Source organism: Bradyrhizobium sp. CSA112 (assembly GCF_029051645.1).
Lineage (GTDB): Bacteria > Pseudomonadota > Alphaproteobacteria > Rhizobiales > Xanthobacteraceae > Bradyrhizobium.
In genome coordinates this window covers 1-19,292 of sequence record NZ_JAACFS010000034.1, presented here as the reverse complement: position 1 = coordinate 19,292, position 19,292 = coordinate 1, and the positions used below count along the sequence as shown (strand labels likewise).

General features: G+C 62.7%; 18 protein-coding genes. 6 read left to right on the top strand and 12 right to left on the bottom strand.

From position 1 onward, the window contains the following. Positions 1-6: 6 nt before the first annotated feature. The 6 genes from uxuA to GWE18_RS33705 all read right to left on the bottom strand — a co-directional run bounded on the left by uxuA (position 7) and on the right by GWE18_RS33705 (position 6,296). On the bottom strand, positions 7-1,200 hold the full coding sequence (uxuA, locus tag GWE18_RS33730) for a mannonate dehydratase (protein WP_275189983.1): 1,194 nt from the start codon (positions 1,198-1,200) through the stop codon (positions 7-9). A 123-nt stretch (positions 1,201-1,323) separates the two neighbouring features. Further along, positions 1,324-2,370, bottom strand: coding sequence for an L-idonate 5-dehydrogenase (locus GWE18_RS33725; RefSeq protein ID WP_275189982.1), 1,047 nt, complete (start codon positions 2,368-2,370; stop codon positions 1,324-1,326). Next, entirely contained in the window at positions 2,367-3,773 is a 1,407-nt protein-coding gene (locus tag GWE18_RS33720; RefSeq protein ID WP_275189981.1) for a TRAP transporter large permease, read from the bottom strand. The genes GWE18_RS33725 and GWE18_RS33720 overlap by 4 nt, the downstream gene beginning before the upstream one ends. Positions 3,774-3,777: 4 nt before the next feature. Further along, the gene (locus GWE18_RS33715) at positions 3,778-4,356 is read right to left on the bottom strand and encodes a TRAP transporter small permease (protein ID WP_275189980.1); all 579 of its coding nucleotides are present in this window, start codon (positions 4,354-4,356) and stop codon (positions 3,778-3,780) included. Between the two features lie 150 nt (positions 4,357-4,506). Further along, complete coding sequence (locus tag GWE18_RS33710; RefSeq protein ID WP_275189979.1) at positions 4,507-5,484, bottom strand: sialic acid TRAP transporter substrate-binding protein SiaP; 978 nt, start codon at positions 5,482-5,484, stop codon at positions 4,507-4,509. An 80-nt stretch (positions 5,485-5,564) separates the two neighbouring features. Then, positions 5,565-6,296 (bottom strand): FadR/GntR family transcriptional regulator, encoded by a 732-nt coding sequence (locus tag GWE18_RS33705; protein ID WP_275189978.1) that lies wholly within the window; start codon positions 6,294-6,296, stop codon positions 5,565-5,567. A gap of 123 nt (positions 6,297-6,419) precedes the next feature. Between GWE18_RS33705 and GWE18_RS33700 the strand changes: the two genes are divergently transcribed. Next, the gene (locus tag GWE18_RS33700; RefSeq protein ID WP_275189977.1) at positions 6,420-7,940 is read left to right on the top strand and encodes a mannitol dehydrogenase family protein; all 1,521 of its coding nucleotides are present in this window, start codon (positions 6,420-6,422) and stop codon (positions 7,938-7,940) included. A gap of 69 nt (positions 7,941-8,009) precedes the next feature. Here GWE18_RS33700 and GWE18_RS33695 read toward each other — a convergent pair whose 3' ends face one another. Next, positions 8,010-8,840 carry an alpha/beta hydrolase gene (locus tag GWE18_RS33695; protein WP_275189976.1) on the bottom strand — a complete coding sequence of 277 codons (831 nt, stop codon included), beginning with the start codon at positions 8,838-8,840 and terminating at the stop codon, positions 8,010-8,012. 165 nt (positions 8,841-9,005) lie between these two features. On the opposite strand from GWE18_RS33695, the gene kynU reads away from it, so the two are divergent. Together kynU and kynA are read left to right on the top strand one after the other, a co-directional pair. Further along, positions 9,006-10,199, top strand: coding sequence for a kynureninase (gene kynU / locus GWE18_RS33690; RefSeq protein ID WP_275189975.1), 1,194 nt, complete (start codon positions 9,006-9,008; stop codon positions 10,197-10,199). Beyond that, positions 10,196-11,035: a tryptophan 2,3-dioxygenase gene (gene kynA / locus GWE18_RS33685; protein ID WP_275189974.1), complete on the top strand. Its 840-nt coding sequence runs from the start codon at positions 10,196-10,198 to the stop codon at positions 11,033-11,035. Before kynU ends, kynA begins: the two co-directional genes overlap by 4 nt. 21 nt (positions 11,036-11,056) lie before the next feature. Here kynA and GWE18_RS33680 read toward each other — a convergent pair whose 3' ends face one another. The 4 genes from GWE18_RS33680 to GWE18_RS33665 form a co-directional block, all read right to left on the bottom strand. Next, positions 11,057-11,515: a RidA family protein gene (locus GWE18_RS33680; RefSeq protein WP_275189973.1), complete on the bottom strand. Its 459-nt coding sequence runs from the start codon at positions 11,513-11,515 to the stop codon at positions 11,057-11,059. A gap of 25 nt (positions 11,516-11,540) precedes the next feature. Continuing rightward, positions 11,541-13,232 carry a benzoate-CoA ligase family protein gene (locus GWE18_RS33675; RefSeq protein WP_275189972.1) on the bottom strand — a complete coding sequence of 564 codons (1,692 nt, stop codon included), beginning with the start codon at positions 13,230-13,232 and terminating at the stop codon, positions 11,541-11,543. Between the two features lie 169 nt (positions 13,233-13,401). Beyond that, complete coding sequence (locus GWE18_RS33670) at positions 13,402-14,916, bottom strand: FAD-dependent oxidoreductase (protein ID WP_275190035.1); 1,515 nt, start codon at positions 14,914-14,916, stop codon at positions 13,402-13,404. Positions 14,917-14,928: 12 nt separating this feature from the next. After that, a complete protein-coding gene (locus tag GWE18_RS33665) occupies positions 14,929-15,378 on the bottom strand; it encodes a cupin domain-containing protein (RefSeq protein ID WP_275189971.1) in 450 nt (149 codons plus the stop codon). Positions 15,379-15,737: 359 nt separating this feature from the next. Between GWE18_RS33665 and GWE18_RS33660 the strand changes: the two genes are divergently transcribed. Continuing rightward, on the top strand, positions 15,738-16,751 hold the full coding sequence (locus tag GWE18_RS33660) for an AraC family transcriptional regulator (protein ID WP_275189970.1): 1,014 nt from the start codon (positions 15,738-15,740) through the stop codon (positions 16,749-16,751). A 47-nt stretch (positions 16,752-16,798) separates the two neighbouring features. Here the strand turns inward: GWE18_RS33660 and GWE18_RS33655 are convergent, their stop codons facing one another. After that, positions 16,799-17,293, bottom strand: coding sequence for a MarR family transcriptional regulator (locus tag GWE18_RS33655; protein ID WP_275189969.1), 495 nt, complete (start codon positions 17,291-17,293; stop codon positions 16,799-16,801). Positions 17,294-17,504: 211 nt separating this feature from the next. Here GWE18_RS33655 and GWE18_RS33650 point away from each other — a divergent pair, with 211 nt between their 5' ends. Then, positions 17,505-18,680 (top strand): ABC transporter substrate-binding protein, encoded by a 1,176-nt coding sequence (locus tag GWE18_RS33650; protein WP_275189968.1) that lies wholly within the window; start codon positions 17,505-17,507, stop codon positions 18,678-18,680. A gap of 21 nt (positions 18,681-18,701) precedes the next feature. Then, positions 18,702-19,157, top strand: coding sequence for a cupin domain-containing protein (locus GWE18_RS33645; RefSeq protein ID WP_275189967.1), 456 nt, complete (start codon positions 18,702-18,704; stop codon positions 19,155-19,157). Positions 19,158-19,292 lie beyond the last annotated feature (135 nt).

The following is a 19,292-nucleotide window of genomic DNA, read 5'->3' as shown; positions in this document are numbered from 1 at the left end:
CCCGCCCTACCCGGCGTGTTCGATGGCGCGGATGGCGCCGCGTAGTTCGGCGAGCCCTCGCAGCCGGCCGATTGCGGTATAGCCGGGATTGGTGCGCTTGGTTTCCGCGAGATCGTCGAGCATGCGATGGCCATGATCGGGCCGGAACACGATCTGATGGCTCGACGAACGCTTGCGGTTCTCGGCAAGCAGCGCCTTGAGCACCGCGATCATGTCGACGTCGCCGTCGAGATGATCGGATTCAAAAAACGACAGGCCGTCGGCTTCGCGCTTGGTCGCCCGCAAATGGGCAAATCCGATCCGCGGCGCGAAGCGCTTGGCCATTGCCGGCAGATTGTTCTCCGCGCGCACGCCGAGCGAGCCGGTGCAGAAGCAGATGCCGTTGGCCTTCGATGGGACCGCATCGAACAGCGCCTGATAATCCTCCGCCGACGAGGCGATGCGCGGCAGGCCGAACAGCGGGCGCGGCGGATCGTCCGGGTGCAACGTCAGCGTCACGCCGAGGGATTCGGCGACCGGCGTTACGCGCGCGAGAAATTCGCTGAGGTGCTGCCGCAGCACCTTGGAATCAATGCCGCGATATTGCTGCAAGCGGTCGCGGAACTGCGGGATCGTCAGCGGATCAGTCGTGGAGCCCGGCAGCGCGCTGGCAATATTGGTGACGAGGACATCGATATCGGCCTGCGTCATCCGCGAATAGACCTCTTTGGCGCGGCGCTGCGCGGCCTCGGAATATTCGGCCGGCGCTTCCGGCCGCTGCAGGACATGCAGATCAAATGCCGCGAACCGTTCCTGGTCGAAGCGCATCGCCTTGGCGCCGTTCGGCAGCTCCCATTCCAGATCGGTGCGGCACCAATCGACCACAGGCATGAAATTATAGCAGATGATCTTGATGCCGGCGGCAGCCACCGCCTCCAGGCTCGCGATCCACGCTTCGATCGAGCGCGTCCCGCCACCCCCGAGCCGCTTGACGTCGTCGGGGATCGGAATCGATTCCACCACCGACCAGGTCAGCGGCGAGCGGCCGGGCTGGCTGTTCTCGATCAGGTTCTTGCGCTCTTCGACAGCCGCACGGGTCCAGGCTTCGCCGATCGGCACCTGATGCAGCGCCGTCACCACGTCGGTCGCGCCGGCCTGACGGATATCGTCGAGCGATACGGGGTCATTGGGCCCGTACCACCGCCATCCCTGCAGCATCATGGGCGATCTCCTGAAATCTAGAGCATGATCCGGAAAAGTGGAATCCGGTTTTCCGAAAAGATCATGCTCAAACAAAAAGACAGAGCGTGATGACGATTCGAAGAATTGTCGTCACGCTCATAATCAAGCCGTCAGCACGACCTTGACGCTCTGCGAACGGTCGAGCGCCAGCCGCACCGCATCGGGTGCGACCGCGAGTGGCCGTTGCGCCGTTACCAGCGACAGCACGTCGACGCTGCCATCGGCGATCAATTCGACCGCGGTAAAGAATTCCGTGCCGAAGCGGAACGAGCCGCGAAGATCGATTTCCTTGGCCATCACCGCATTCGCCGGCACCGGAATCTGCCCGCCCGGCAGGTTGCCGACCTGAACCACGACGCCGCCGCGCCTGACGACGCCGATGGCGCTGGCAAGGCCAGCGGCCGTTCCAGATACTTCGAACGCAACGTCGAACGGACGTGCCGCAGCCTCGGCCTTCAGCGCCTCTTCGCTGCCGGAGATATCGACGACATGGTTGGCGCCGAGCTTTTTGGCAAACGCCAGCGGCGCCGCCGCGATGTCGACGACGGTCGTCTCAGCAATTCCTGCGCGCTGGGCCGCCAGCATAGTCAACAAGCCAATCGGGCCGGCGCCGAACAGCACCGCGCGCTTGCCGGTGACGTCACCGGCGCGCGCGACGGCATGCAGGCACACCGCGAGCGGCTCGGCGAGCGCCGCCGCCTGATACGTCACTTGGTCGGGAATCTTCACGCATTGCGCCGGGATGGCGTCGAAGTAAGACGCAAAGCCGCCCTGCATATGCGGGGTCTTCGAGGCGGAACCCATGAAGAAGATGTTCTCGCAGAGATTGGGCCGGTTCTCGCGGCACGGCTTGCAATGGCCGCACCAGCGCGACGGGTTGACGGCGACGCGATCGCCGACTTTTACGCCGGGCGCGGAACCTGCGATTTCGACCACCTCGCCCGCGATTTCGTGGCCGAGCACCAGCGGCGAGGTCACGACGAAATCGCCGGTTCGAGCATGACGATAGTAATGCATGTCGGAGCCACAGATGCCGCCCGCGCCGAAGCGGATGCGCACCATGCCCGCGACCAGCGGATCGAGCGGCCGCTCGACCATGCGCAGATCTTCCGGGCCAAACAGCGTTGCAGCCAGAGCCATCGATGTCATTTTGAGAGTCCCATGTATTTAGGCAGCCAGAGCGTCAGCTCCGGGATGTAGGTGATGGCGACGAGCGCCAGCAGAAGCGGCACCAACCATGGCAGGATCGCCATGGTCGTGCGCTCGACGGACAGCTTTGCCACCCGCGCCAGCACGAACAGCACCATGCCGAGCGGCGGATGAAGGAGCCCGATCATCAGGTTTAGCGTCATGATCAGGCCGAAATGGATCGGGTCGATGCCGAGCTTGAGCACGATCGGCAGCAGGATGGGCACCAGGATAGTGATCGCGGCGATGGTGTCGATGAAGCAGCCGACGAACAGGATCAGGATATTCGCCAGCAGAAGGAATACCCATTTGTTCTGGGTGATCCCGAGCATCGCATCCGTCAGCGTCTGCGCTGCCTGCGATACCGTCAAGAGCCATGCAAAGATCGAGGCTGCGGTGACGATGAACAGCACCGATGCCGTGGTCTCGATCGTGTCAAACGTCGCCTTGGCGACGGTCTGCAGCGTCATCGAACGGTAACGCACCAGCCCGAGGAACAGCGACCAGATCACCGCGGCGACCGCGGCTTCGGTCGGCGTGAACCAGCCGAGCGTCATGCCGCCGATCAGGATCACGGGAGCCATCAGCGCCATCACCGCGGAGAAATCGAAATACCAGTCGAGCGCCAAAAGCGCCACGAGACCGATTCCGACTGCCATGTTCACCGAAAGCCCGGCGACGACCAGCAGCCAAACGACCATCGGGAACGCCAGCACGATCAGGATTTCGATCGCGGCCGAACCGATCTGCGGCCATGAGAACGGCGTGTCGCTGCCCCAGCCGTTCTTGTGGGCGAAATAGGCCACGGTCGCCATCATGGCCAACGTCATGAACACGCCCGGAATCACGCCGCCCAGAAACAGCGCGCCGATCGAGACGTTCGCCATCATGCCGTAGATCACGAACGGCAGCGACGGCGGAATGATCGGCCCGAGCGTTGCGGACGCCGCGGTGACGCCGACGGCAAACTCGGTCGAGTAGCCGTGATCCTTCATCGCCTTGATCTCGATGGTGCCGAGCCCCGCGGCGTCCGCGATCGCGGTGCCGGACATGCCGGAAAAGATCACCGAGCCCACGATATTGACGTGGCCGAGGCCGCCGCGCATCCACCCCACCAGCGCGACCGCAAATTTGTAGATGCGGCCCGTCACGCCCGCGATGTTCATGAGATTGCCGGCCAGGATGAAGAACGGCACCGCGAGCAGCGGAAAGCTCTCGACGCCCGCGATCATGCGCTGCGCCAGCGTGACATCCGGCGTGATGCCGGTGACGAGAATGTAGACCAGCGACGAGACCGCCATGGCCAGCGCGACCGGCAGGCCGACCAGCATCAGCAGCAGAAATCCCCCAAGCAGCAGCAGCATCGCGTCAGCCTTCCGTTCCGTCGAATGCGCCGGGGCGTTCCAGGATCGAATAGCCCCGCCGCCAGTTTTCGACCGCGATCTGAATCGAGCGTGCGAACATCAACGCGAAGCCGAGCAGCACGGCGTAATACACAAAACCCTTTTGGAACTTGATCGTGGTCATCCGCTCGTCGCCGATGATCTGGATGAATTGCCAGACCAGCTTGATCGCGTAGCCAAAGAACGCGATCCGGATCAGGTCGATCACGCTCGAAAGCGCGCGCGCCGGCAAATGCGGCAAATAGCGGAACAGAAGATCGACCTGGATGTGCCGCGACAGCCGCACGCACATCGCCGAGCCGATGAACACCACGCCGATCAGGCAGTAGGTCGCAATCTCCTCGGTCCAGGCATAGCTGTCGTTGAGGACATAGCGGGTGAAGAACTGCAGGAAGACGGACAGCGCCATGACCCAGAAGATCACGAGTGCCAGCCAGTCCTCGGCGGCGTATTGCCAGAGATCGGCGCCCTTGGGGACCTCGTCCTCGAAGGTATGGGCGATCTCGTCCGCCGTGATCTGCTTGTGAACTTCAACCGTCGACATGCGCTTATTCCCCAACTGGCGTCGCGTGAGTGGCTCACGTCATTCCGGGGCGGCTCGGAGAGCCGAACCCGGAATCTCGAGATTCTCAGGTGCGCAATTGCGCACCATAGTTCGACGCCGACGCGTCGCCCCGGGATGACGACTTCGTCGTTACTTCACCGCCTGGATGCGTTCCCAGTCGGCCTTGCGGTAGTCGAAGCTTTCGAAGCTCGTGGTCTTGAGGACGGTGTCGCGAAACTCGTCCTTGTTGATCTCGGTCACGGTCAGGCCCTTCTGCTTGAAGAAATCGACCAGCTTGGCTTCGTTGGTCTTGATCTCGGCGGTCGCCTTCGCCGCCGCTTCCTGCGCGACGTCGGTGAAGATCTTGCGGTCTTCCTCAGACAGCTTCTTCCAGAGCGCGCCGGAGACCACGGTGTTGAGATGATCGACGATGTGGCCGGTCAGCACGATGTGCTTCTGCACTTCGTAAAATTTCTTGGCCTCGATGGTCGTGAGCGGATTTTCCTGGGCTTCCACGGTGCCGTTCTGCAGCGCGAGATAGACCTCGGCAAACGCAATCGGCGCGGTATTGGCGCCGCAGGCGCGCGGCATCGCGAGATAGGCCGGCACATCAGGCACGCGAATCTTGAGGCCCTTCATATCGGCGCAGGTCTTGATCGGCTTGTTCGACGAGGTGTGACGAACGCCGTAATAAGTTACCGCCACGATGCGATGGCCGCTCTTGTCCTCGTAGCCCTTCGTAAGCTCCTTGAAGACGTCGCTCTTGGTATAGGCCAAGAGATGGTCGGCATCGCGGAAAGTATAGGGATAATAGGTCACGCCGATTGGCGGAAAGCTCTTGGCGGCGAAGCTCGATCCGGAAATGATCATGTCGACCGAGCCCAGCGCGAGCCCCTGATTGATGTCGGTTTCCTTGCCGAGCTGCGAGGCCGGATAGACGTCGATCTGGTAGCGGCCATTGGTGCGCTTGTTGATTTCACCGGCAGCCCAGACAGAAGCGGTATGGAACGGCTCCGAGGTTTCGTAAACATGCGCCCATTTGAGCTTGGTCTGCGCCATGCCCGACGTCGTCGCGGCCAGCAGCGCAGCGGCAGACGCCGCGAATGCAATCGTCAATTTCTTCAACACTTGAATTCCTCCATTGCTACAATTTGCTTTTGTTACTCAACCGGCCCGGCATTCCGCCGAACCGTTCGAATTCTTCCCGCTCAGCCGCTCCTTGCGCGGACGCCGGCCGAAGCCTCGGCTCCGAAATTTTGCGCAAAGCGGGCCTGCGAACGCGCCAGGTGCTCGCGCATCGTCACGCGGGCCGCGTCCGGATCGTGCGCGGCAATGGCATCGCGGATCGCCCGGTGCTCAGCCAGCGCGGCGTTCCAGGATTCCGGATTCTCGAAATAGTGCGCGAGCTTGGCGAAGTAGGGATTGAGCCGCTGGTCGAACAGCTCGCCGACCACGCGGACGAGCACCGCGTTGTCGAGACAGCCGGTCACCGCGACATGAAACGCGCGATCATGGATCATCGAGGCTTCGCCGGGATGCTGCACGGTGGCCATCGCATCCAGCGACGCGTCGATGCGCGCGATGTCCTCAGGTGTTGCCACCCGCGCTGCCTGTTCGGCGATGGCACCTTCGAGGAATTCGCGCGCGCGCAGCAGTTCGAACGGGCCTTCAATCTCGGCCGCCGCCGGCAAGGGCGGCGCGAGCGCTGCCGGTTCGCTGACATAAATTCCGGAGCCGACGCGGATCCGTACACGGCCCTCGACTTCCAGGGCGATCAGCGCTTCGCGCACCGTCGGCCGCGACACCTTCAACTGTTCGGCAAGATCGCGTTCGGTCGGAAGCCGGCTGCCCACGCGGTATTCGCCGCTGTCGATCAAGGCGCGGAGCTGATCGGCAACCTGGCGATAAAGACGTCGCGCTTCCACGGCTTCGAGCGGCACGCTCGGCTCTCCCTGACGATCCCCTTAGGTGAATCGATTTTTCTTGCTTTGGTCGGGCTAAGGCCAATAAATCCGGAACATTGGCCTTACCAATTGACCAAAGATTGATAGATTGGGCTTCCCATGTCAAGCGACCCCGCCAAAGTCCCGGTTTCCGGCCCGAAAGACGGCGATTTCCGCCTCTCGAATGCCAACCTTCATCGACTTCCCGGCCAGATCCGGCGTCCGGCCTACGACCGCTCGCGCGTCACGCCGGGCATCGTTCATCTCGGAATTGGCGCGTTCCACCGGGCGCACCAAGCGGTGGTCATCGACGACCTCCTTGCGGGCGGCGCGACGGATTGGGGAATCGTCGGGGCCAGCTTGCGCAGTCCGGAAGCGCACGACGCCCTCGCCCCGCAGGATGGCCTCTACACGCTCGCCGTTCGCTCCGGCGCAGGTACCGATCACCGGATCGTCGGCTCGGTCCTTGCCACAGAAGTCGCCAAGGAGAAGCCCGGACAGTTGGTCGCGCGGCTGGCCAACCCGGCCACGCGCATCGTCTCGCTGACGGTTACCGAGAAGGGCTACTGTCATACGCCGCAAACCGGCGACCTGGACGAGCGTCATCCCGACATCGTTCATGACCTGCGGAATCCGGGCACGCCGCGCTCGGCCGTCGGATTCCTGGTGGCTGCGCTCGCGCGCAGACGGATTGCAGGCGCAGCCCCCTTCACCGTTCTGTCCTGCGACAATCTCTCCGCCAACGGCCACACCGTCGGGCGGATCGTGACGCAGTTCGCCGCCTTGCGATCGCGCAATCTCGCCAAATGGATTGAAGCCGAAGTGGCCTTCCCGTCGACCATGGTCGACCGGATCGTGCCGGAGACCACGGAGGCAGACCGTGCCGCGGTTTCGTCTGCGCTTAGCATGATTGACGCGTGGCCGGTCGTCACCGAGCCGTTCACGCAATGGATCGTCGAAGACCGCTTTCCGGCCGGGCGGCCGGATTTCGCTGCTGCAGGCGTGCAATTGGTTTCCGACGTGACGCCGTTCGAACACATGAAGCTGCGGCTGCTCAATGCCAGCCACTCGGCGCTGGCCTATCTCGGCTATCTCGCAGGCTTCGAAACTATTGCGGCCGCGATGACCGACCAGCGCTTTGCGGCATTTGCCCTGCAGGTGATGCAAGACGCAGCGCCGACGCTCGCGATGCCAGAAGGGACCGATCTTGCGGCCTATAGCGCATCGCTGCTGCAACGCTTTTCCAACCCTGCCCTGCATCACCGCACCTGGCAGATCGCGATGGACGGGTCGCAGAAACTGCCGCAACGGCTGCTCGCCTCCATGCAGGACCGGCTGCGGCTGGGACTGCCGATCGATACCCATGCGCTCGCGGTTGCCGGCTGGATGCGCTATGTCACCGGGACCGACGAGCAGGGACGCGCGATCGACGTGCGCGATCCGCTTGCAGCGAAGCTGAAGGCCATCGCCGAGAGCACCGGTCCGGTCGCGGAACGGCTTGCGCCGGCGTTGCTGGAAGTCGAGCCAATCTTTGGCGCGTTAGGTGCTGATCCTCGCCTGCGTAGCGCGGTCACCGGGGCGCTCACCAAACTCTACGCACTCGGTGCACGTCAGGCGGTGCAGACGTTTCAGGCAGCATGATTGGTAGGTCAGAACCACCTGGTGGCAAGGCCACATAGCGACCGCCGTTCATTTCGGAACTTCCGCAGACTACGGAGACAACAACGTCCTGGTGAGTTGGTGATCGGGATCGGCTAGCCCCTCGATGACATCGAAATGATGCCGTCCGGGTTCTTCGATCACGCAGGTTTTCGCGCCGAGCCCGGTCCAGATGTTGGCGAGGAGCGCGTTCTGGCGGACGAATTCCGGGCGCTCGGCGCTGCCCACCCAGCACGTCACGCGTGCATTCTGCATCGGCTCCAGCAATGCGGGGCTTTCCACGAGCGCCTCGGCCTCGTCGATCCGAAGATCCGTATTCATGGCGGCCTTCATCAGCGGACGAAGGTCATGAACGCCGGAAATGGAGACGGTGTGGCTGATGCGCGCCCGGACATCGTCCGCGAGCGGCGACGTCGCCGAAATCATGCGTGTCACCAGATGCCCGCCGGCGGAGTGGCCGGCCAGAAAAAGCGGGCCTTCGACCATCGCGGCGGCGCGCTCGACGGCCGCAGCAATTTCGCGCGTGATCTCGGAGATGCGCACAGTCGGGCACAGCGTGTAGGAGGGCATCGCCACCGCATAGCCGCTTTCAACCGATCCGCGCGCGAGATGCGACCAAAAGCTCTTGTCGAGGGCCTTCCAGAATCCGCCATGGACGAAGACGACCAGGCCCTTTGGCCGGCCTTCCGGCCCAAAGAGATCGAAGCGGTTTCGTGCGCGCTCGCCATAGCTGATGTCGAGCGTCGCGCGGCCGCTGCCCTGGAGTGCATCGCGATAGGCTTGCGCGGGCTGCACCCACGCCGCCGGCCATCGCTCGCCGCCCGGAATGTTCGGAGCATTCGCATAGGCGTCGTTCCAATCGGAAATCTGATGAAAAATCACGCGGCTCGGTTTCCGTTCTATCGTGTGGGCCGGGCGGATGTCCGATCGATACCCGCAGGCAACCAGTCTATACCGAGAAGCGCAACTCCCGCCCCATAAATTTCAAGCTTGAAATAATCGATGGCCATGCGAATAATTCCACCGGGGCGTGGACCAGGGAAAGACATGACCGATTTCACGCGGACAAAATCCCTGTTCGCCATCCCGGATGGCGTGATCTATCTGGACGGCAATTCGCTCGGTCCCCTGCCCGTTGCAGCCGCCGATCGCGTCGGCCGCATGATATCGGAGGAATGGGGCAAGCACCTCATCAAGGGCTGGAACGTCGCCGGGTGGATGACGCAGCCGCGGCGTGTCGGCGACCGTATCGGCCGGTTGATCGGCGCTGCCGACGGGACGGTGGTAGTGGGCGATACGCTGTCCATCAAAGTCTACCAGGCGCTGGCCTCGGCGCTCGAGCTCAATCCGTCGCGGCGCGTGATCCTGTCGGACACCGGTAACTTTCCTTCCGATCTCTACATCGCCAGCGGTCTGCTCGAATCGCTCGACCGCGGCTACGAGTTGAAGGTCGTGGCCCCCGAAGACGTCGAAGCCGCCATCGACGAGACGATCGCGGTGCTGATGCTGACCGAGGTCGACTATCGCACCGGCCGGCTGCACGACATGAGCGCGCTGACGCACAGGGCGCATGCCGCCGGCGCGTTGACTATCTGGGATCTGGCGCATTCCGCGGGCGCGATTCCGGTCGAGTTGGAAGATGCCAAAGCCGATTTCGCAGTCGGCTGCACCTACAAATATCTCAATGCCGGTCCTGGCGCGCCGGCCTTCATCTATGTAGCGCCGAAGCACGCCGATACGGCGCGGCCGGCGCTTTCCGGCTGGATGGGTCATCACGCGCCCTTTGCCTTTGACCTCGACTATCGGGCCGGTCCGGGCATTGAGCGAATGCGTGTCGGTACGCCCCCGATCATTGCGATGGCCGCGCTTGACGCCGCCCTCGACGTCTGGAACGACGTCAGCATGACCGACGTGCGCCATGCATCGATCGCGCTCGCCGACCTGTTCATCCACGAAATCGAAGGACGCTGCCCCGAGCTGACGCTGGCTTCGCCGCGGGACGGAAAGCAGCGCGGCAGCCAGGTTTCGTTTCGCCACCCGGAGGGCTACGCGATCATGCAGGCGCTGATCGCGCGCGACGTGATAGGCGACTTCCGCGCGCCGGACATGATGCGCTTCGGCCTTACACCGCTCTACATCGGAGAAGCCGAGGTTCGCGCGGCAGTCGAAATCATCGCCGACGTCTTGACCAATCGCCGCTGGGATACCGCGGATTACCGCAAGAAGGCGCTCGTAACATGACTGGCAAGCCCGACGAACCCCCGCGTGAGGGAGCCCAGATGTCGTTCGACGGGCGCATGTCCTACAGCGATTATCTGCATCTGGAACGCGTTCTGGACGCGCAAGAGCCGCTCTCGGACGCGCATGACGAACTGCTGTTCATCATCCAGCACCAGACTTCCGAACTCTGGATGAAGCTAGCCATCCACGAAATCCGTTCCGCCATCAAGGCGATCCGTCACGACCAGTTGCATCCCGCCTTCAAGATGCTGTCGCGCATCGCCCGGATCTTCGAGCAGCTCAATACCGCCTGGGACGTGTTGCGGACGATGACACCCAGCGAATACACCGAGTTTCGCGATCAGCTCGGGCAGTCCTCGGGTTTCCAGTCGTACCAGTACCGCGCGATCGAGTTCCTCGCCGGCAATCGCAATTTGGCGCTGCTTGGCCCGCACGCCCACCGCGCCGACATCATGGCGAAGCTCGAGGAAATTCTCGCTGAGCCGAGCCTCTATGACGAGGCGCTGCTGCTGCTGGCGCGCAATGGTTTTGACATCGGCGAAGACGCACGCCGAACCGACTGGCGCGTCAACCGCACGCCAAACGACGAGGTTTTGGAGGCCTGGAAGACCGTCTATGCGTCGCCGGCGAAACACTGGATGCTCTACGAGCTTGCGGAAAAGCTGGTCGATTTCGAGGACTATTTCCGCCGCTGGCGCTTCAACCACGTCACGACGGTCGAGCGCATCATCGGCCTGAAGCGCGGAACCGGCGGCACGTCAGGCGTCTCCTACTTGCGCAAGATGCTCGAGGTCGAACTTTTTCCGGAACTCTGGAAGCTGAGAACAGAGCTCTAAGACGACATCCCATAAGAAGTTTCAGCGCGGCACCACCGCCGTCGCCTCGATCTCGACGAGCACCGCCTTCTCGACTAGGCGCACCACCTGCACCAGCGCCATCGCCGGATAATGCGCGCCAAAAATCTCGCGATAGGCGCGGCCAAGCTCTTTCAGGCTCGCGAGATATTCCTCGATGTCGACGACATACCAGGTTAGCCGCACCAGATGCGCGGGGCTAGCGCCGCCCTCAGCAAGAATCTCTGAGATATTGGAGAGCGTCTGGCGCGCCTGCGCAACGAAGTCCGGCGCAAGATGCCCTTGCGCATCCCAGCCGATGACGCCGCCGGTCACGACAAGACGGCCGTCGGCGGCCATGCCGTTGGCGTATCCTTTCGGCATCGGCCAGCCGCTCGGCTGCAGCACTTGCGGGCCCGATGACGAGGCATCGGTCTTGGTATGAGGCACCACGCTCAGCGTGGGGCCTTTGGGGGCGGTCACCGGCTTTTCTCCATCAGGTTAAACGTTATTCCGCCGCGACGCTTGGCGACGCCGGGCCGGCCGCGGCCATTTGCCTTAGTGCAAAGCGCCTCAGCTTGCCGGTTTCGGTCTTCGGCAATTGTGCGACATACTCGATCGCACGCGGATATTTATACGGCGCAATCGTCTGCTTGACGTGGTCCTGCAACGCCTGCGTCAGTCCGGCGTCGCCCAGGGCGCCACCCGCCAGAACCACATAGGCCTTGACGATCATACCGCGCGCCTCGTCGGGCGCGCCGACCACGCCGCATTCGGCGACCGCAGGATGCGACAGCAACGCCGCTTCGACCTCGGGGCCTGCGATATTGTAGCCGGAGGAGACGATCATGTCGTCCGAACGCGCGACAAAGGACAGCCGGCCGCTCGCGTCGCGGACAAAGGTATCGCCGGTCAGATTCCAGCCGTCGCGCACATAGTTCGACTGCCTCTTGTCGGCGAGATAGCGGCATCCGGTCGGCCCGCGCACCGCAAGCTTGCCGACGGTGCCCGCAGGCAGTTCGTTCATGTCGTCGTCGACGATTTTTGCTTCGTAGCCCGCGACTGGATGCCCTGTCGTCCCTGCAACCGCGTCGCCGACGTGGTTGGTGATGAAAATGTGCAGCAGCTCCGTCGAGCCGATGCCGTCGAGGATTGTCTTGCCGGTCTTGCGGGTCCAGCTTTCGAACACAGTCGCCGGCAAGGTTTCGCCGGCGGAGACCGCGATCCGCAGCGACGAAAGATCGGCGCCGTTGTCCATCGCGGCCATCATCGCGCGATACGCGGTTGGCGAGGTAAAGCAGATCGTCGCCTTGTAAGTTTCGATGATCTTGACCATCTCGGGCGGCGCCGCGTTTTCCAACAGCGTTGCGGTCGCGCCGAACCGCAACGGGAAAATCGCAAGACCCCCGAGCCCGAACGTAAAGGCCAGCGGCGGCGAGCCGACGAACACATCATCCTCGGTAACGTTGAGGACTTCCCTGGCGTAGCCGTCCGCAATGATCATGAGGTCGCGATGGAAATGCATCGTCGCCTTGGGTTCGCCCGTGGTGCCCGAGGTGAATCCGAGCAGCGCGACGTCGTCGCGTCCCGTCTTCACCGCATCGAACTTCACTGGCTTGTTCAGCGCCACCCGGTCGAGTTCGGCATCATGGTTGGCCGTACCGTCGAAGTTCACCACCTGCTTGAGAAACCGGCTGGCCTTCGCGCACGCGACCAGTTCATCGGCGATGCGGCTATCGGTCAGCGCCAGCGCAATCTCCGCCTTGTCGACGATCTTGCTCAGTTCGCCGGCGCGCAGCATCGGCATGGTGTTGACGACGATGGCACCCGCTTTTGTCGCGGCAAGCCATGCCGCGACCAGCGCCGGGTTGTTGCCGGAACGGATCAGGACGCGGTTGCCGGGCTTGACGCCGTAGTTCTCCACCAGCGCATGCGCGAGGCGATTGGACCAGTCGGCCAGTTCCTTGTAGGTGCGCTGGCGGCCGTTGCCGATCAGCGCGATCCGGTCGCCCCAGCCCTTTTCGACGATGCGGTCGGTCAGCTCGACCGCGGCATTCAGATATTCCGGATACTGAAACTCGGGCCGGTCGAGCAGCAGGTCCGGCCATTGCTCGAACGGCGGCAGATTGCGCCGCGTAAAATCATCGACATGGCCTGATGGGCCAAGAGACGGGGACTGGCTGGGAGTTCTATCTGACATTTCATCGCCTCATCAATGGAAGGCTCGAGATCAATATCGAAGACGCCCGGCGGCTTAGCTCGTCAATCATTTTAAGCTTAAAGTATTTTTTCGCAAGTGCAGAATTGAGCCCTGCCCCCCAATAGAATGGCCGGGCGTCGCTCGCCCGGTCCGGGGAACCGTCTTTGCCCTAAACGGCTGCGCGGTAGGCCGGGGCCGAGGCAAGGAAGCGGCCGTAGGCCGCGGCATCGGGCGGGGTAAATTTCTCCACCAGCGGATTGCGTCTTCGTCCGGTCACGCCGATATCGGCCAGCAATTCGTCGAAGTGCTTGAAGTGGTAGGGCGCGACGCACAGCCCACCATAGACGCCAGCCGCCGGCCGCTCGACGCGCCTGAAATGCAGCATCATCTCAATGTTGTCCTGCATCTGCTTAGGCGTCGGCTGGCGGGCGAGCTGGCCATCGGCGTAGCGCACCAGCCAGTTCGCCGCGAGGTCTGCGCACAACACCGTGCAGAAGCTCGAATTGAAACCGACGAAACCCATCTCGGGCAGGTCCGGATTGGCGATCAGCCGATAGAGCCGGTATTGCCCGTCGGGATCGACAAGCTTGTCGTGGTATGCCTGCGGCAGAAACGGCACGCCCAGTTTGTAGCCGATCGCGAGCACGGCCACATCGGCCTGGACGCGCTGACCTCCGGTCATCACGATGGAATTGCCGTCGTAGCACTCGAAGCTGCCTCTGATAGCCTTGATGCGCTTGTCTGCGACCATCGGGAAGAATCCGGGCGTGGCGATCGGCACCGAGCAATTGACGCCGTCTTCGATTCTCTCGTTCGGCACCATGTCGCACTTGCCGAGCTTGAGCTGCAGCTTCAGCAGGCTCTCCAGCCCGCGCCAGTTGGCCCAAACGAGCGGCTTTGCGACCGCATGCGCGAACCGCGACGACGCGCCGATGCCCCAACTCCGGAACATCTCCTCCTGCGCGCGGATGTAGAGAATGCGTTTGAAATTGACCAGTCCGCCGATGAAATAGGGAATCCGCCACACCGGCTCGCGGTACACCAGCGTCACTTCGGCGGCGCCGGAATTGACCGCGTTGACGGCAATGTCGGTCGCCGATTTCGAACCGCCGAGTACGACGATCCTCCGGCCTTTGGCGAGCATCGGATCGTTGTATTGCGAGGAGTGCAGGATGCGTCCGCCCTGCGCCTTGAAGGCATCCTCGCCTGGCAGGCTGAGCGTCTGGGGCTCATTGAACTGCCCGGTGCAAACAGCGACAAAATCAAAATCCTCATGACGGACGCCGCCATCCGGCTCCCGCAGCTCGAGCCGCCAGCCGGGCGCGGAATCGGGCCGGCGATCCATCTGCACCACGGCAGTGTTGAAGCTGATGGCACCGAGGAGATCGTTGTCCTTTGCATACTCAGTTAGATAGGCATGAACCTGCGCCCCTTTCGGCCATTCCGGATAGGAATCCGGCATCGCCTTGTCGGTGTAACGATAGAGATCCTTCGGGCTTTGGGTTTGCACCTCGGGATAGGACCGCGCCGGTTCCCAGACGCCGCCGAGATCGCCGCTGCGCTCGACGATCGTGATCTGATGTCCGCGCGCGGCAAAGGCTTTTGCGGCCGCAAGTCCGGATACGCCTGCGCCGATAACGCAGACTTTCTTTCGCCTGACCATGATGACGCCTCCAGCAAGGATGAGTTCAGGGAGCTATTCGTTGGCTTCGGGCGGCAAGAAGTTCACTTCGTGCTGCGCGGAGATCCGAACCACCTCTTCAGGGTCCGTCAGATTGTGGAGCTGGTTGAACAGCGCCTCGAGCTTCTGCATCGGCGATACCCAGAACAGCGCGCGAGCCGGCTTGTCCGACTTGTTGAAATAGCCATGCGGGATGCCGCGCGGCATCCGAACGAGGTCGCCGGCCTTCGCCTGCACCCAGATCCCGTCGAGCTTGAGATCGAGAACGCCCTCCTGCACCAGAATGAATTCATCCTGCGTCGGGTGGACGTGCACCGGCACGAACTGGCCGGGCTCGCTGTTGGTCTCGAAGGCGAAGGTTGAATCGGTCACGGCTTTGGGGAAGTAGACCTGACCGAGGATGTTCCAGGTCTTGTCGCCATAGCCGGTGCCATTCCTGGTAATGCCTTTTTCGAGTGCTGCCATCTCGCCCTCCTCTGTCGCAGTTGGTGTGGTTGCGATGTCCGAAAATAGTTCGTGCAGGCTGGATCGAGCCGAAGCGGCCGTCTAGCCGGAAAACGAATCCTGCCGGCTTCGCGAAGGGAATTTTCGGATTGCTGCGGCGCGGAATGACCTCCTCGTCATTCCGGGGCGATGCGCAGCATCGAGCCCGGAATCCATTTCACGGCGGCCCAAGTGGCCGCATGGATTCCGGGCTCGCGCTACGCGCGCCCCGGAATGACGGGAGCAATGCCTTCCGACCGGGCAGCGACGACTATCAAATCGCCTTTCCAACCACGGGGCCGACAGATATTATAGGCTTCAAATAATGCGAAGGCCGGGCCATGGCGACGGGCACCAGCATTGTCAGGCATGATCCGGCCGCCCGGCTGGCGGCGTTTGGCCGCGTTTCGACCGGCAGCGTCGATGATGCGGCCGAGGCGATCGGACGCATATTCTGCCCGCATGCACTGACGCCGGCACGTGAAACGGCATCCGACTTCTTCGCGCTACACAACTGCGCGGTCTTTGGCGGCTTCTCGGTCAACTACGTCGCCTATGGCGGGTCGGTAGCGATCGACCCCGGCTGTCTCGAGCGCTTCTTCCTGTTGCAGATCCCTGTGCACGGTTCAGCACGGATCCAGACCGCGTCGCGCGACACCGCAACTGCTCCCGGCGCCAGCGCCTCGCTGTTGTCGCCGACAATTCCGACACGAATGACCTGGCAGGGCAATTGCGCCCAGATCATTCTGTTGGTCGACCGCCGCCTCCTGGAGCAACGGGCAGCGGCGCTGTCGGGCCAGCCGGCGTGTGCGATCGAGTTCGAGCCTGCGGTTGATCTCTCTTCTGCAGGCGGCCGAGCGCTTCAGTCGCAGATACTAGACCTCGTCGATCTCGCCGAACGCCTCGGACCGCGACGGCCGCTTTCGCCGGCGGCGGCGGCCAATGTACGCGAAACACTGTTGCGTGCGTTGCTCCACGGCCAGCGCCACAGCGCGAGCGAGGCGATCGACCGATTTGGCGGACGGGCCGAAGCGCTGCCCCCGTCGCTTCGACGGGCGCGCGAATTCCTGCATGCACACGCGGAAGAGCCGCTCGATCTCACGCAGCTTGCCGCGGCCGCAGGCACGGGTGTCCGCGCGCTACAGCTCGGCTTCAGGCAGCATTTCGGAACGTCGATCTCGGAGATGCTGCGCGACATCCGGCTCGCGCATCTCAATGTCAGATTGACCGCCGCCGCTCCTGACGAAAGCATCACCGATATCGCGTTCGAGCTCGGATTTACGCATCTGAGCCGGATGGCGAGCGCCTATCGGGCCAAGTTCGGTGAAACGCCCTCGGCGACCCTGCGCGGCTGATTCGAAGTCTACATCCGTGCTCAACGGATCCTCCCCGGCGTCGGGTATCAGGTGGTCCGCGCCTTCGCGGATTTCTGAGCCGACGCCTTGGTCTTGGCCAACAGGCGCATCAATTCACGCACGTCCTTTGGCGTGAGGTCGCCGAAGATATCGGCAATCCATAATTCGTGTTCCGTCGCCATCTTGCGGAATTCGGCCCGGCCAGCCTTGGTCAGGCGGATCACCTGCACGCGGCGATCGGCATCCGACGTGCGGCGGTCGAGATGCCCGGATTCGACGAGGCGCTCGACCAATCCGGTGACGTTGCCGTTCGAGACCATCATCCGCTTGGAGACATCTGAGAGCGTCATGCCCTCCGGAACCTTGTCGAGCTGGGCCATCAGGTCGAACCGCGGCAGCGTGACGTCGAAGCGCTCGCGTAAGCGGCTGCGCACCTCGCCCTCGATCAGGGTCGTGCAGGTCAGGAGGCGAAGCCATAACCTGAGTTCGTCGCCATGATGCTCCGGGAGCTCGACGGCCTTGGTCTCTGAATCAAGGATCATGATGCAAATCTTGTCCGGGCTTGGGCGTTCGGTGATCCGAACAGGCTGCAGCTTGCGATCATTGCCCAGATTTCTTTAGGTTTCAAGTAATTGGCGCATGGCTTGCATAGACGCGTTCTGCTTGCAGGTGCAGTCACCGTCAGAATAAGCTGCACTCCGAGCAATTGTTGTGGCGTGGGCTTGGCGGTAGAGGCCGAACGGAGGAATAATCATGAAGCAGTCGTTGAAGCTGACCGGACTTGCCGTTTTGCTGGGGATTGCCGCAGCTCCGGCCGCAGCGCAGGAGAAAATCAAGATCGGCGTGATCACGACCTTGTCCGGCCCGGCGGCCGTACTCGGCCAGCAATCCCGCGACGGCCTGCAACTCGGAATCAAAGACCTCGGCGGCAAGATGGCCGGCAAGGACGTCGAGGTCGTCGTCGTCGACGACGAGCTCAAGCCCGATGGCGCCGTGACCAAGGCCAAGGGCCTGCTCGAGCGCGAGAAGGTCGACTTCGTGGTTGGGCCGATCTTCTCCAACATCCTGCAAGCCATTCACCGGCCGGTCACCGGGAACAAGACGTTCCTGATCAGCCCGAATGCAGGGCCATCGAGCTATGCCGGCAAGGAGTGCAGCCCGTTCTTCTACGTGACCTCCTACCAGAACGACCAGGTCCACGAGATCCTCGGTAAGGTCGCGCAGGACCGCGGCTACAAGCGCATATACGTGCTGGTGCCGAACTATCAGGCCGGCAAGGATTCGGCGGCCGGATTCAAGCTCGACTACAAGGGCGAGGTCGTCGAGGAGAGCTACACCCCGCTGGGCACGCTGGATTTCCAGGTGGAGCTGACCAAGATTTCTTCTTCCAAGCCCGACGCGTTGTTCACCTTCATGCCCGGCGGCATGGGCGTCGGCCTCGTGAAGCAGTACCGGCAGGCAGGCCTTGCCGACAAGATTCCGGTGCTGTCGGCATTCACCGTCGACGAATCGACCCTGCCCGCGCAACAGGACGCCGCCGTCGGCATGTTCGGCGGCGCCAACTGGGCGCCGAACATGGACAATCCGCAGAGCAAAAAGTTCGTCACCGCTTATGAAGCAGCCTATAACAGCGTGCCCGGCACCTACGCCATGCAGGGCTATGACACAGCCATGCTGATCGACAGCGCGGTGAAGGCGGTGAAGGGCGACCTCAAAAACAAGGACGCCGTGTCAGCCGCGCTCAGGAAGGCCGAGTTCACGTCGCTGCGCGGCGACTTCAAGTTCAACGTCAACGGCTATCCGATCCAGAATTTTTATTTGACAAAGGTCGCCAAGCGTCCGGACGGAAAATTCCAGACCGAGATCGTCGAGAAGGTGTTTTCGAACTACGGCGATCGCTACGCCAAGGAGTGCACGGCGGGCAAATAACAATCGAGAGGGAGCGACACCATGAAGACCGAAATCGCCGGCATTACCCGCGCCAATGAAGGCATCCAGGGTATTTCCTGGAGCATTCTCGGCCAGACCTATGTGCCGAAAAACGTCACCGAGCATTCCTTCTCGTGGCATGCGACATTGCCGCCCGAGACCTTCGTGCCGCCGCATATTCATCCCGACCAGGACGAATATCTCTACATCCTCGAAGGCAAGCTCGACTTCTTCCTCGACGGCGCCGACACGCAGGCGACGCCGGGCGATCTGGTACGGCTGCCGATGGGCAAGCCGCACGGCATCTTCAACAAGTCCGGCCGCCCCGCGAAGGCGCTGTTCTGGGTCTCGCCGACGCGGCGGCTCTACGATCTGTTCTGGGCGATCCACAACATGAAGGAGCAGACCCCGGACGCCGTGGTGGCGCTGGCGGCCGAGCACAACATCCACTTCCTGCCGCCGCCTCCGGGGGCGTGAAATTCTTCGTAGATGGGGTAACGGGCCCGGTCTGCCCTCCAAGCAAGCCGCGCTTGCTACGGCGCTGTTGAATGCGCGCTTCGCGCGGCTTGCTTGGAAGGCGGGCGGTCGTCCCTCACATGGATGGTGTTACGG